At 65.3% G+C, this 12730-nt stretch carries 9 protein-coding genes and 1 pseudogene; 2 read left to right on the top strand and 8 right to left on the bottom strand.

The annotated features are described in order from the left end of the window. Window positions 1-124: 124 nt before the first annotated feature. The 5 genes from HWV67_RS01495 to HWV67_RS01475 all read right to left on the bottom strand — a co-directional run bounded on the left by HWV67_RS01495 (window position 125) and on the right by HWV67_RS01475 (window position 7448). Window positions 125-1879 carry an acyl-CoA dehydrogenase family protein gene (locus HWV67_RS01495; protein WP_175649602.1) on the bottom strand — a complete coding sequence of 585 codons (1755 nt, stop codon included), beginning with the start codon at window positions 1877-1879 and terminating at the stop codon, window positions 125-127. A gap of 8 nt (window positions 1880-1887) precedes the next feature. Then, window positions 1888-3129 carry a thiolase family protein gene (locus HWV67_RS01490; protein ID WP_175649601.1) on the bottom strand — a complete coding sequence of 414 codons (1242 nt, stop codon included), beginning with the start codon at window positions 3127-3129 and terminating at the stop codon, window positions 1888-1890. Beyond that, entirely contained in the window at window positions 3126-4967 is a 1842-nt protein-coding gene (locus HWV67_RS01485; protein WP_175650943.1) for a feruloyl-CoA synthase, read from the bottom strand. Before HWV67_RS01485 ends, HWV67_RS01490 begins: the two co-directional genes overlap by 4 nt. Window positions 4968-5084: 117 nt before the next feature. After that, a complete protein-coding gene (locus HWV67_RS01480) occupies window positions 5085-6533 on the bottom strand; it encodes an aldehyde dehydrogenase (protein ID WP_175650942.1) in 1449 nt (482 codons plus the stop codon). 84 nt (window positions 6534-6617) lie between these two features. Further along, complete coding sequence (locus tag HWV67_RS01475) at window positions 6618-7448, bottom strand: p-hydroxycinnamoyl CoA hydratase/lyase (RefSeq protein ID WP_095157332.1); 831 nt, start codon at window positions 7446-7448, stop codon at window positions 6618-6620. A 200-nt stretch (window positions 7449-7648) separates the two neighbouring features. On the opposite strand from HWV67_RS01475, the gene HWV67_RS01470 reads away from it, so the two are divergent. Further along, complete coding sequence (locus tag HWV67_RS01470) at window positions 7649-8125, top strand: MarR family winged helix-turn-helix transcriptional regulator (RefSeq protein WP_175649600.1); 477 nt, start codon at window positions 7649-7651, stop codon at window positions 8123-8125. Window positions 8126-8226: 101 nt separating this feature from the next. Here HWV67_RS01470 and HWV67_RS01465 read toward each other — a convergent pair. After that, window positions 8227-9434: pseudogene (locus HWV67_RS01465) on the bottom strand (OprD family porin). Between the two features lie 403 nt (window positions 9435-9837). Between HWV67_RS01465 and mhpT the strand changes: the two are divergent. Beyond that, entirely contained in the window at window positions 9838-11058 is a 1221-nt protein-coding gene (gene mhpT / locus HWV67_RS01460; RefSeq protein ID WP_175649599.1) for a 3-(3-hydroxy-phenyl)propionate transporter MhpT, read from the top strand. Between the two features lie 68 nt (window positions 11059-11126). On the opposite strand, the gene HWV67_RS01455 is transcribed toward mhpT, so the two are convergent. Both HWV67_RS01455 and HWV67_RS01450 read right to left on the bottom strand, forming a co-directional pair. Beyond that, the gene (locus tag HWV67_RS01455; RefSeq protein WP_175649598.1) at window positions 11127-11609 is read right to left on the bottom strand and encodes a DUF3237 domain-containing protein; all 483 of its coding nucleotides are present in this window, start codon (window positions 11607-11609) and stop codon (window positions 11127-11129) included. A 20-nt stretch (window positions 11610-11629) separates the two neighbouring features. Next, on the bottom strand, window positions 11630-12727 hold the full coding sequence (locus tag HWV67_RS01450; protein WP_175649597.1) for a polyamine ABC transporter substrate-binding protein: 1098 nt from the start codon (window positions 12725-12727) through the stop codon (window positions 11630-11632). Window positions 12728-12730 lie beyond the last annotated feature (3 nt).

Below are 12730 nucleotides of genomic sequence, written 5' to 3'. Positions count from 1 at the left end.
TTGCAACAAATGTGGGAGCGAGCTTGCTCGCGAAGCGCCGCGCGGGCGGCGCTCGATCTTGAGAGCGCTGAAGAACTGTCGGCCAGCACAAGCGGCCACCACATGACCGAAAGATGTGTAAGCCTCACTCTCCTGCAACAAACGGCAACGGCAACCGCGCCGCCCGCACCCCGGCGAGCTGCCGATCAAAATCCGGCAACAGATAATCAAAACAGAAGCCCGCACTCTCCAGCTTTTCCCGACGCAACGGATCATCTTCCGCCAACCCCGCCACGCAACGCGCACTGCGCGCCCACGCAAACGCCAGCAGGCTGGTGGCGCAGAGCTGGAGGAAATCACCGGCGGCGCGGTACGGGTACTCACTGTCTTCGATGCTGAGCGCTCGCACTTCGGGCAAAAGGTTTTCAAGCCGCTCGCAGACCTCACCCAACGCATCAGCAAACACCACTCTGGACGCTTGCCCCACCGCAACCTCGGCCCGCAACTCACCCAGCAACACGCCAAACGCTTCCCCCCCATCCCCCAGCACTTTGCGCAGCAGCAGGTCGTTGGCCTGAATCTCGTTGCTGCCCTCGTAGATCATCGCAATGCGGCTGTCGCGCAAGGTCTGCTCAATGGGGAACTCACCCGTGTAGCCATAACCGCCAAACACCTGCAGCGCCTTGCTCGCGAGGCTGAAGCCTTGTTCGGTAAAACTGGCTTTGACGATCGGTGTAAGCAACGCCACCAGTTGCCCGGCCTTGGCGCGCTGCGCCGGGTCAGCGGATTCGCTGGCGATGTCCAGCCAGTGCGCGGCCCAGTAGCCGAGGGCGCGCATGCCTTCGCTGCGCACCCGCAGTTCCAGCAGGATGCGGCGCATCGCCGGGTGCAGGTGGATCGGGTCCGCCGCTGCGGCCGGCACCTGTTCGGGGCGACGCGGCGCGCGCATCTGCCGGCGCTCCAAGGCGTAGTCGCGGGCGCTCTGCCAGGCCGCTTCGGCATGCCCGAGCCCTTGCAGGCCGACATGCAGCCGCGCCGAATTCATCATCACGAACATTGCCGCCAATCCGCCGTGGGCCTCGCCCACCAGCCAACCCTTGGCCTGTTCGAAACGCAGCGCACAGGTGGCGCTGCCGCGGATGCCCAATTTGTGTTCCAGGCCGTCGCAATAAACAGCGTTGCGCTCGCCGTTTTCGAGCCATTTCGGCACCAGCAGCAACGACAGCCCGCGACTGCCTTGCGGTGCATCCGGCAAACGCGCGAGTACCAGATGCAGGATGTCGCGGGTCAGGTCGTGTTCGCCGCCAGAGATGAACAGCTTGTTGCCGCTGACGCTGTAGCTGCCATCGGCCAAGGGTTCGGCGCGGCTGCGCAGCAGGCCGATATCGCTGCCGGCCTGGGGCTCGGTCAGGCACATGGTCGGCAGCGTTTCGCCGCTGATGATGCCCGGCAGGTAACGCTGCTGAAGCGCCGCCGAGGCGTGGGTCTTGAGGCACAGGTAGGCGCCATGGGCGATGCCGGTGTACATGGCCCAGGCGTGGTTGCTGGCGTAGAGCATTTCCTGCAAGGCCGCATCGAGCACTTGCGGCAGGCCTTGCCCGTCCAACTGCGGATCGCAGGCCAGCGCCGGCCAGCCGCCGTCGACGTAAGCACGATACGCCACAGCGAAGCCCTCGGGCGTGTGCACTTCACCGTCGCTGAAGCGGCAGCCCTGGCGATCACCCGGCCCGTTCAACGGCGCCAGTACTTCGCCGGTGAAACGCGCGGCTTCTTCCAGCACCTGCATCGCCAGTTCCAGGTCGACCTCGGCGTAGGCCGGCAGCGCCTGCCAGTCCTGCTCAGCCCGCAGCCAGTGTTGCAGCACGAATTGCATATCGCCCAACGGCGCCTTGTAGGCCATGCGTGACCTCATCCTTTGAAGTGCGGGTTTTCGATCAGCAGCGCCATGCCCTGCCCGCCGCCGATACAGGCGGCGGCGATGCCATAGCGCAGGTTGTCGCGGCGCAGTTGCCGGGCCAGGGTCTGCACCAGGCGCAGGCCGGTGGCCGCCAGCGGATGGCCGAGGGCGATGGAGCCGCCATGCACGTTCAGCCGCTGCGGATCCAGCTCCAGCGCCTGAACCACGGCCAGCACCTGGGCGGCCTGGGCCTCGTTGATTTCGAAGCGGTCGATCTGCTCCAGACGCAGGCCGCTGCGCTCCAGCAGCAGACGAATCGCCGGCGCCGGGCCGATGCCCATGGTGCCCGGCGCAACCCCCACCGCCGTGACCATCAGCAGCCGTGCCAGCGGTGGTGTGGAACAAGCGGAATAACGACAGACCAGCGCCGCCGCCGCGCCGTCCACCACCGCGCAGCTGTTGCCGGCGGTCTGCACGCCACCGCTGTGCACTGCGCGAAGACGCGCCAGAGCGGCGCTGTCGGTGGACCGTGGATGGCTGTCGCGATCCACCACGCTGACACCGCGCGGCAACTCGATGCTGCGCGGCAGGCACTCTTCGGCTTCGAAGGTTTCGCTGCGAACGCTGACGATTTCCTCGTCGAACCAGCCCGCCGCCTGGGCTTGCAGAGCGCGCTGGTGACTGCGCAGCGCCCAGGCATCCACCGCGTCGCGGCTCAGGCCGTACTCGCGGGCGAGGTTTTCCGCCGTTCCGATCATGTCCACTCCGGCCGCCGGGTCGTACAGCGCTTCCCAGAGAAAATCCTTGAAGCCCACGGGCGCACCGAGACGAAAACCGCCACGGTGCTCGTAGGCGGCAATCGGGTTACGCGACATGGATTCGGCGCCCACGCACAGCACCTGCTCCACGCCGCTGTGCAGTTGCTCGCCGGCCTGGCGCAGCAGCTCGAGGCCGGTGCCGCAGATACGTTGCACGGCCAGCGCTGGCACGCTTTGCGGCACGCCGCTGTACAGGCCGATATGTCGCGGCAGCATGTAGGCGTCGAAGCTGGCCTGGGCCATGCTGCCGCCGAGCACGCTGTCCACCGTGGCCGGATCGACCCCAGCGCGGGCCAGCACTTCACGTCCGGCCTTGATGCCCAGGTCGATGGGCGAGACCTGCGCCAGCGCGCCGCCAAGATCGGTCCACGGCGTGCGCACGATCTCGACAATCGCCGCGTCGTCGAAGCGACTACACAGCCCGCCGCCGCTCATGGCCGCACCTGGGCGCGGAGCATGCTCGCGTCTTCGCTGCGGTACAGCGCCTCGACTTGCGCCGCCCGGCGCTGCAACACGGCGCGCTGGTTGATCGAGCCCTTGTCGGTGATTTCGCCGAGGTCGATCGACGGCGCCTCTTCCATCAGCGCCAGCCATTCGATGCGGCTGGCATTGCCTTGGGCGTCGCGGTTCAGCCGCTCCAGCCAGCCGGCGAACCAGGTACGCACCGCCGCGCTGCCGAGCACCTCGGCGTCGCTGACACCCTCCCCCAGCCCGGCCAGTTGCCGACACTCCGGCAACCGCGCGAACACCAGAATGCCCAGGCACTCACGGTCCGGCGCGGCGACCACGATGTCTTGCACATAAGGCGAGCCTTCCAGCACCGCGCGGTTGCGCAACGGGCCGACGCTGACGAAGACCCCGGAAGACAGCTTGAAGTCTTCGGCGATGCGCCCGTCGAACATCAGACCAAGCTGGCTCTGCCGTGGATCGGCGAGTTTCAGGGCGTCGCCCGAGCAATAGAAGCCTTCCTCGTCGAACACTTCGGCGGTCTGCTGCGCCGCGCGCCAGTAGCCGGGCATGATGTGCGGGCCGCGGAAACGCCCTTCCAGCTTGTCGCCCAGCGGTACCAGCTTCACTTCGCAGCCCGGCGCCGGCAGGCCGATGTAGCCGGCCATGGACAGCGGCCCGGTGGTGAAGGTGCAGGACGGCGAGGCTTCGGTCATGCCGAGGCCGGCCATCATGCGGATGCGTTCGCCGCAGTGCGCTTCGGCGACCCGGTCGAGGCGGTCCCAGACGCTTTGCGACAGGCCCGCGGCGGCGAAGAAGAACAGCTTCATGCGGGCGAAGAAACAGTCGCGCAACTCGCGGTCCTGCTCCAGCGCCTTGACCAGTTCTTCCCAGCCCTTGGGCACCGTGAGGTAGGCCGTGGGGGAAATCTCGCGCAGGTTGCGCAGGGTTTCAGCGAAGCCCTGGGGCGTCGGCTTGCCGCCGTCGAGGTAGAAGCTGCCGCCGTTGTAGAGAACGATGCCGAGGTTGTGGCTGCCGCCGAAGGTGTGATTCCACGGCAGCCAATCCACCAGCACCGGCGGCTCTTCGGCGAACACCGGGAAGGTCTGCAACAGCATCTGCTGGTTGGCGCAGAGCATGCGCTGGGTGGTGATCACCGCCTTCGGCAGTTTGGTCGAGCCGGAGGTGAAGAGGAATTTGGCGATGGTGTCGGGGCCGGTGGCGGCGAAGGCGGCATCGGCTTTGGTCAGGTCACCGCCTTGCAGCAGGCTGGCGAAATCCACCGTGCGCCGGCCCGGCACCGTGCCGCGCACGCTGATCACTGCGACGGACTCGTCCAACACTGCGTCGATGGCGCGCTGGAACGGTTGGCTGTCGGTGACGAACACCAGGCCCGGCGTCAGCACGTCGCAGACATGCCGCAGCTTGGCGAAATCCTGGGAAAGCAAGGCATAGGCCGGCGACACCGGGCAGTACGGAATACCGGCGTACATGGCGCCGAGGGCAATCTGCAGGTGCTCGATATCGTTGCCCGAGAGGATCGCCAGCGGCCGCTCGGCAGACAGGCCGAAGTCCAGCAGGCCGGCGGCAATCGCCCGCACCTGCCCGAGCATTTCGGCGTAGCTGATCTCGCGCCAGGCGCCGTCGCCCTGGCGGGCGGCGATAAAGGTCTGTTGCGGGCGCACCTCGGCCCAGTGCAGCAGGCGGTCCAGCAGGCGCGCGGGGAGCGGCGCGAGGGGTTCGATGGCACGCATGCGCAGGACGCCGTCCACCTCGCTCACCGCCACTTCGGGATGACCGATGGACACCTGCCGGTAGCGCGGCATTTCGGCACGGGCGTTCGTCCGTGGGCTGGCTTCGGAATTCACGCAGGTTGCTCCTTGTTCTTGTTGTCTGTCGTGCCGCCGCCCGGATGCGCCAGGCGGCGGGTGTTGCTCGACGCGTCAGATCGGGTAGTGCCGCGGGCCATGCTGCAAGGTGATCCAGCGCAACTGGGTGAACTGGTCGATGGCCGTGCGGCTGCCGAAGCTGCCGTAACCGCTGGATTTCACGCCGCCGAAGGGCATCTGCGCCTCGTCGTGCACGGTCGGGCCGTTGATATGGCAAATGCCCGATTCAACGCGCTGGGCCAAGGCCAGGGCACGGCCGGTGTCGCGGCTGAAAATCGCCGAAGACAGGCCGAATTCCGAATCGTTGGCCAGCGCAAGCAGCGCTTCGTCGCCCTTGCCGCGCACCACTACGGCCACCGGGCCGAAGGATTCTTCGCGGTACAGGCGCATGCTGGCGTCGACCTTGTCCAGCAGGGTCGGCTGCAGAATGCTGCCGTCCAGTTGACCGCCGCAGACCAGCCGCGCGCCCTTCTGCACGGCGTCATCGATCAGCGCCTTGATGCGTTCACCGGCACCGCTGTCCACCAGCGAACCGAGCACCGAGGCCGGGTCTTGCGGATCACCGGCACGCAGCCCGGCGACCTTGGCTGCGAGCTTGGCGACAAAGGCATCGGCGATGGCTTCGTCCAGCACCAGGCGCTCGGTGGACATGCAGATCTGGCCTTGGTTGAAGTAGGCGCCAAAGGCGGCCGCTTCGACGGCGGCGTCCAGATCGGCGTCGTCCAGCACCAGAAACGGTGCCTTGCCGCCCAGTTCCAGCAGCGCCGGTTTCAGGTGCCGCGCCGCCAGCTCGCCGACGATGCGCCCGACATGGGTCGAGCCGGTGAAGTTGACCCGGCGCACGGCGGGGTTGGCGATCAGCCGCTCGACAATCGCCGGCGCGTCAGCCGGGGCGTTGCTGATGACGTTTACCACGCCATCGCCAAGACCAGCATCCTGCAGCACCTGGCCAATCAGCCGGTGTACTGCGGGGCTAAGTTCCGAGGCTTTGAGCACCACGGTATTGCCGCAGGCCAGCGGCATGGCGATGGCGCGGGTGGCGAGGATCACCGGAGCGTTCCACGGCGCGATGCCCAGCACCACGCCGCACGGCGCACGCACCGCCATGGCGAAGCTGCCGGGCACATCGGAGGGAATCACCTCGCCGGTGATCTGGGTGGTCATGGACGCCGCTTCGCGCAGCATGCCGGCGGCCAGCTTGACGTTGAAGCCGTACCAGTTGGCCATGGCTCCGGTCTCGCCGGCGGCGGCGATGAATTCGCCGGTCCGCGCCTGCAAGGCGTCAGCGGCGGCCAGCAGACGGCTGCGCCGTTCGTTGGGCGCCAGTTGCGACCAGGCCGGGAATGCAGCGTGGGCAGCGGCGACCGCGGCGTCGGCATCCTCGAGGGTGGCGGCAGCGACCTGCGACACCCGCTCGCCGGTTACCGGATTGCGCCGCTCGAACGTCCGTCCATCACTGGCGGGGCACGACCGCCCGCCTATCAGTAAAGGCACCTGCAACATGCTCATTCCTCTTTCTTGTCGTTATCGGGAATCATCGAAGGCTGGCAGAAACGGGCGGCGTCGCACAAACGCCGCCCATCGGCATCAACGCTTGTAGGCTTGCAGGCCCGGCTTGATGCTCTTGTCGTCGAGGAACTGCTTCATGCCCTGCTCGCGGCCGCCTTCGGTGTCCAGCAGACGGGACTGGTCGAGCTTGGCGTACAGGTAATCTTCGTTCTGCTCCCAGGTCAGTTCGCGGCAGCGCTTGAAGCCATGCTTGGCGGCGCGCAGGACCACGGGGTTTTTCTCCAGTAGGTTCAGCGCCAGTTCGCGGGTGGTTTCGCGCAGTTGCGCCAGCGGCACGCTTTCGTTGACCAGGCCCATCTCGGCAGCTTTCGGCCCGCCGAAGGTCTTGCCGGTCATGATGTAGTACAGCGACTGGCGATGGCCCACGGTGTCGGCCATGGCCTTGCTCACCAAGTTGCCCGGCGGGATGCCCCAGTTGATTTCCGACAGGCCAAAGGTGGCTTCGTCAGCGCAGATCGCCAGGTCACAGGCCACCAGCGGGCTGAAGCCGCCACCGAAGCACCAGCCGTTGACCATGGCGATGGTCGGCTTGGTGTACATGCGCAGCAGTTTCCATTGCCATTGCGAGGCTTCGCGGCGGATTTTTTCCTGGAGGATTTCCGGGCCGGCGTCCACTTCGCGGAAGTATTCCTTGAGGTCCATGCCTGCGGTCCAGGCTTCACCGGCACCGGTCAGCACCAGCACGCCGGCTTCAGGATCCTGCTCCAGGGTTTCCAGCACGTCGACCATCTCACGGTTGAGGGTCGGGCTCATGGCGTTGCGTTTTTCCGGGCGGTTCAGGGTGACCCAGGCGATACCGGATTCCAGTTCGACTTTGACGGTAGTCCAGCGGCCTTCGTAGTTGCTCATGTGTTTGCACTCTTGTTGTTCGTGGGCGATGTTCAGCAAGCTAATGGAGCAAATTAGTTATGTCAATTAACTATTATGAAAATTATCTTTCTTGTCGACGTCTTGGGCTGGCCTCTTGGTAAATCCTAGCTAGCCAGATGCGGCTCATGCAGGCAGACTAGGTAATTTTCTTATCCATGGTTCAAGGAGTCTGCTTCCCGATGGCAAGGTCCGCCCGCAAAACCGACACCCTCCCCGAGTCCGATGCCCCCGCTGCGGCGCTGGATGCGTCCCTCGAAGACCTGATCGGTTATGCCCTGCGCCGAGCCCAGTTGAAGCTGTTCCAGAACCTGATCAGCCGCCTGGCGGTGCATGATTTGCGCCCGGCGCAGTTTTCCGCGCTGGCGATCATCGAGCAGAACCCCGGGCTGATGCAGGCCGACCTGGCCCGCGCCCTGACTATCGAACCGCCGCAGGTGGTGCCGCTGCTGAACAAGCTGGAAGAACGCGCGCTGGCGGTGCGTATCCGTTGCAAGCCGGACAAGCGCTCCTACGGCATCTTCCTCAGCAAGAGCGGTGAAACCCTGCTCAAGGACCTCAAGCAGATCGCCTCCGACAGCGACCACGACGCCACCGCGGCGCTCGACGATGCCGAGCGCGCGGAGCTGTTGCGGTTGTTGAAGAAGGTTTATCAGTAGCAAGAATCCGCTGGCTGGCGAGGACTGTGTAGGAGCGGCTTCAGCCGCGATCGACGGCAGAGCCGTCGCAGAGACCCTCGCCAGCCCAGGGCATCGCCCCCTTACCAGATCGGCAACGTATAGGTGACCAGGAAGCGGCTCTGGTTCTCATCGCGGAACGCCGCACCCGTGGGGAAGTCGTTGCGGTAGATCGACTTGCGCGCCAGCAACCCGACGTTCTTCAACGGCCCGCTCTGGATCACATAACCCAGTTCCATCTGAAACTCGCGCTCCTTGCGATCGTCAGCATTGAGCGACGCCAGTTCGATATTGTCCCCGCGCACATAGCGCAACCGCCCCTTCAGCCCCGGCACGCCGACCGCGACAAAGTCGTAGTCGTAGATCGCCTGCCAGGTGCGTTCCTTGGCGTTGAGAAAGTCCGAACTCATGGTCAGCTCGCTCATGCCCATCAACTCGGTGCCCGAGACATACGGCGTGGCCGTGTCGCCGGTGGAATGCATGTAGCCAATCCCCAGCTTGTGCCCACCCAGGCGGTAACTGAGCAGAGCCGAGAGGTTGCGGTTGTCCACCGCGCCGGCCCGCGCCTGGCCGTCTTCACGGCTGAAGAAGCTGCGCAGGTCGGCGCTGAACGTACCGTCACCGATGGCCTGTTCGTAAAGCGCGGCCAGGGTGTCCTGCTGATACAGGTCTTCAAGTTCCGCGTGATACAGGCGCACGCCCAGGGACTTGGTGAGCTGGTAGTCGGCGCCGGCATAGGCCATGTGCGACGAGGTTTGCCCTCCCTTGAAGCGGCCATTGGGCGAAGCGATCGCCATGCGCTCGTAGCTGGTGGAGTCACGCTTGTTGATCCGGTCGAGGTAACCGGCGTTGACCGTCAGGCCGTCGGTTTCCTTCGACACCAGGGTGGTGCCGCGGAAGGTCTGCGGCAGCAGGCGCGAAGGGCTGGCGAAGGCGAACGGCAGGAAGATCATCACGTCGCCGCTCTTCACCGTGCTCTGGCTCAAACGCAGCTTGGCGGTCAGCGCCAGCCGCGAATAGTCGTCGGCGGCCACACCGTCGCTTTTCGACACCGGCAACAATTCAGTGCCACTGCGCGACGGCGCCGAGTCAGTTTCACCCCCAGCAGGCCACGGGCATCCAGGCCAAAGCCCAGCGGTCCTTCGGTAAAGCCCGACTCGATATTCAGATTGAAACCCTGCGCCCACTCGCGGGCCGCGCTCTTCGCGCCGCCGTCCTTGTAATCGCGATCCAGGTAATAGTTTTTCAGGCCGAGGGTGGCGTGGCTGTCTTCGAAAAAGCCGGCGGCCATGGTTGGGCCGCTGGCCAGGGCGACAGCCAGGGCGAGGCTGCCGGACGCACGGAAGCCGGGCGTAGCGCGGGTGTCACGAACGCATTCATGCATGTTGGGTTGTCCACTCTTGTTGTTGTTTTTTTGGCATCGAGACAACGTGTCAGGCGCCGTCTCGCAGCGGAGAATGGAAAGCCCTTGAGGCCTCGTCAACGGCCAATGACCGATAATCGAACATTAATTTTATTAACTATCTCGTACAGAGCAGGCTGCTTTCCCCTACCCGGCGTGTCTAGCACACCGCTTTCAGATGCCAAAAGCCCAGCGAAAAAAACCGCTGTAAATTTAGTTATATTTGTTAATCTTATTTTCGCGTTGGACATCACCGACGCAGCAAAACAACAACAAGAAATGAGGCCATGCCATGGACACTTCATCGCGTCGTCCGACGCTGACAATCGCTTTGTGTTTCATCGTCGCGCTGATCGAAGGTTTCGACCTGCAATCGGCCGGCACCGCAGCCGCTGGTCTGCGCCAGAGTTTCGAACTCGATCCGAAGATGCTCGGCTGGGTGTTCAGCGCGAGCATCATCGGCCTGTTGCCGGGCGCCTTCTTCGGCGGCTGGCTGGCCGACCGTATCGGGCGCAAGAAAGTACTGGTGGCCGCGGTCATTCTGTTCGGCGTGTTTTCCCTGTGGACGGCCTATGTCGGCGACTACAGCCAACTGCTGCTGGCGCGCCTGATGACCGGCCTGGGCCTCGGCGCCGCCCTGCCCAACCTCATCGCCCTGTGCGCCGAGGCGGTGGGTGAAAAACGCCGCAGCACCGCCATCAGCATCATGTATTCCGGTGTCCCCCTGGGCGGCGCACTGGCCGCAGTGGTGGCGATGTTCGCCCACGATCACTGGCAGATGACCTTCATCATTGGCGGCCTGGCGCCCCTGGCCGCCGTGCCGCTGATGCTGGTGTTGCTGCCGGAATCGAGTGCGTTCCAGCGTGCCGTCGGCCCGGTGCAACGGCCCTCCACCTCATCCGCGCTGTTCGGCGACGGTCGCGGCAGTGCCACGCTGATGCTGTGGCTGAGTTACTTCTTCACCCTGACCGTGATGTACATGCTGCTCAACTGGCTGCCGTCGCTGCTGATCGGCCAGGGCTTCAGCAAGCCGGAGGCCGGGCTGGTGCAGATGCTGTTCAACATTGGCGGGGCGATTGGCTCGCTGCTGGGCGGCGTGCTGCTGGACCGCGGCAACCCGGTGCGGGTCACGCTGTGTATCTACGCAGGACTGCTGGCAGCACTGGCCGGCCTGGGCCTGGCGGTAGGCGTGACGGCCATGGCTATCGCCGGCTTTGCCGCCGGGCTGTTCGTACTGGCGGCGCAACTGGTGCTTTACGCCCTGGCCCCACCGCTCTACCCGACCGCTGTGCGCGCCACCGGTGTGGGCGCGGCGGTCGCCATCGGTCGTCTCGGCTCGGTCAGCGGACCACTGGCGGCCGGGCAGATCCTTGCGGCCGGCGCCGGCACTGCCGGGGTGTTGCTCGCCGCATCGCCGGGCCTGGTGGTCGCCGCGCTGGCAGTGCTGCATGTGTTGCGCCGCTCGGGAGATAACGCCGGGTCGGCGGTGCCGGTGCAGAACGCGGGCTCCTGAGGCTGACACCTTGTGGGCGCGTATGCGTCCGCTCCCACAAGGCCCCCGAAACACGTCACCGCAATGACTCAGCGCAAGCGATAACACTCGATCCGCACCACCTCCTCACTCGGGTACGTCACCCGGCCAATGAACACCTCCTCCCGCAGCCAGGCCAGTCGTCCCTCGGCGACCTGAAACTGCGGCGAGCAGGTGCAACGGTAGTGCTCCACCGCCACCGGCCAGACTCCCTCGGCCTCCAGCCGTCGCCCCTCCTCGTCCAGCAGCAACAACCCGCGATTGTGGATATTGATGCGCTCGCCGCGATCACTCAAAAGGCTGTAGCGGGCATCCAGTTCACCCACGCCGTCCGGCCGCAGGAGGAACTGGTCAGCGCCGCCGGGCAGCACCTTGCCGCGCAGATCCGGCCCCTCGAAATGCCCGCCGAGAATCGGGTAATTGCTGCGCTGCCCCTCCACGCACTGGCCCAGGTCTTCGCCCGGGGCGATGCGCACCCACAGGCTCATGATCCAGTCCAGCGCGGGAGCGGCGAACTCTGCTGTATCGCTCATATCGACGCTCCCGGCCCGCTTCAGCGGTTGCTCTTGACGGTGGTCCAGGTGCGCGTGCGGATCCGTTCGATCGACGCCGGCAGTGGTTCCAGCGCGAAGAGGGTCTGGCGCGCCGCGTCCGGGATGTACATGTTCGGGTCGTTGCGGATCGCCTCGTCCACCAGCGCGGTGGCGTCCTTGTTGGGGTTGGGGTAGCCGATCCGGTTGCTGATCCGCGCAATCACCTCAGGCCGCAGGATGTAGTCGATGAAGGCATGGGCCTGGTCGACGTTCGGTGCGTTGAGCGGCACCGCCATGACGTCAGCCCACATCGGCGCGCCCTCTTTCGGCAAGGCCATTTCCACCTTCACGCCCTTGCCGGCGGCGTTCGCCAGTTGCCGCGCCAGGGCGATCCCGCCGGACCAGCCCACCGCCGCGCAGATGTCGCCGTTGGCCAGGTCCATGCCGTAGCGCGAAGAGTTGAAGTAGCTGATGTTCGGCCGCGCCTGCAGCATCAACGCCAGCGCTTGCTTGTAGTCGTCGGGTTTCTTGCTGTTGGGGTCCAGCCCCTGGTAATGCAGGGCGATGGGCAGAATCTCGCCGGCGGCATCGAGGAAGCCCACGCCGCAGGTGGCCAAGCGCGAGAGATTTTCCGGTTTGAAGATCACATCCCAACTGTCCATCTTCGCGTCGGGCCCGAGGACCTTCTGCACCTTGTCGACGTTGTAGCCGATCAGCGTGGTGCCCCACAGGTACGGCACGCTGTAGCGGTTGCCGCTGTCGCCGACCGTCTCGATGCTGGTCATGAAGGCCGGATCGAGGTGCTTCCAGTTGGGCAGCTTGTTGCGGTCCAGCGGTTGCACGGCGCCCGCCTGGATCAGCTTGCCGATGTTCGACGTGCCGGGGAACACCACGTCGTAGCCGGAGTTGCCGGTGAGCAGTTTCGATTCCAGGGTTTCGACGCTGTCGAACACGTCGTAGATCGGGCGGATGCCGGTGTCCTTTTCGAAATCCTGGAGGATTTCCGGTGGCAGGTACTCGATCCAGTTGTAGATGCGCACGGTCGGCTGAGCCGCACACAGGCCGCTGGCAAACAGGGTGAAACCGGCCAGCAGGGCACGGAGGGAAAGCGTGTTCATGGG

Source organism: Pseudomonas sp. Marseille-P9899 (assembly GCF_903166565.1).
Classification (GTDB): domain Bacteria; phylum Pseudomonadota; class Gammaproteobacteria; order Pseudomonadales; family Pseudomonadaceae; genus Aquipseudomonas; species Aquipseudomonas huaxiensis.
The sequence above is the reverse complement of the archived record's forward strand: the minus strand, read 5'-3'. Positions and strand labels throughout refer to the sequence as shown.

Bases quoted from the DNA above. Each gene is read 5' to 3' on its own strand.
- HWV67_RS01495 (WP_175649602.1), bottom strand. From the start codon at position 1,879: ATGGCCTACAAGGCGCCGTTGGGCGATATGCAATTCGTGCTGCAACAC.
- HWV67_RS01490 (WP_175649601.1), bottom strand. From the start codon at position 3,129: ATGAGCGGCGGCGGGCTGTGTAGTCGCTTCGACGACGCGGCGATTGTC.
- HWV67_RS01485 (WP_175650943.1), bottom strand. From the start codon at position 4,967: ATGCCGCGCTACCGGCAGGTGTCCATCGGTCATCCCGAAGTGGCGGTG.
- HWV67_RS01480 (WP_175650942.1), bottom strand. From the start codon at position 6,533: ATGTTGCAGGTGCCTTTACTGATAGGCGGGCGGTCGTGCCCCGCCAGT.
- HWV67_RS01475 (WP_095157332.1), bottom strand. From the start codon at position 7,448: ATGAGCAACTACGAAGGCCGCTGGACTACCGTCAAAGTCGAACTGGAA.
- HWV67_RS01470 (WP_175649600.1), top strand. From the start codon at position 7,649: ATGGCAAGGTCCGCCCGCAAAACCGACACCCTCCCCGAGTCCGATGCC.
- mhpT (WP_175649599.1), top strand. From the start codon at position 9,838: ATGGACACTTCATCGCGTCGTCCGACGCTGACAATCGCTTTGTGTTTC.
- HWV67_RS01455 (WP_175649598.1), bottom strand. From the start codon at position 11,609: ATGAGCGATACAGCAGAGTTCGCCGCTCCCGCGCTGGACTGGATCATG.
- HWV67_RS01450 (WP_175649597.1), bottom strand. From the start codon at position 12,727: ATGAACACGCTTTCCCTCCGTGCCCTGCTGGCCGGTTTCACCCTGTTT.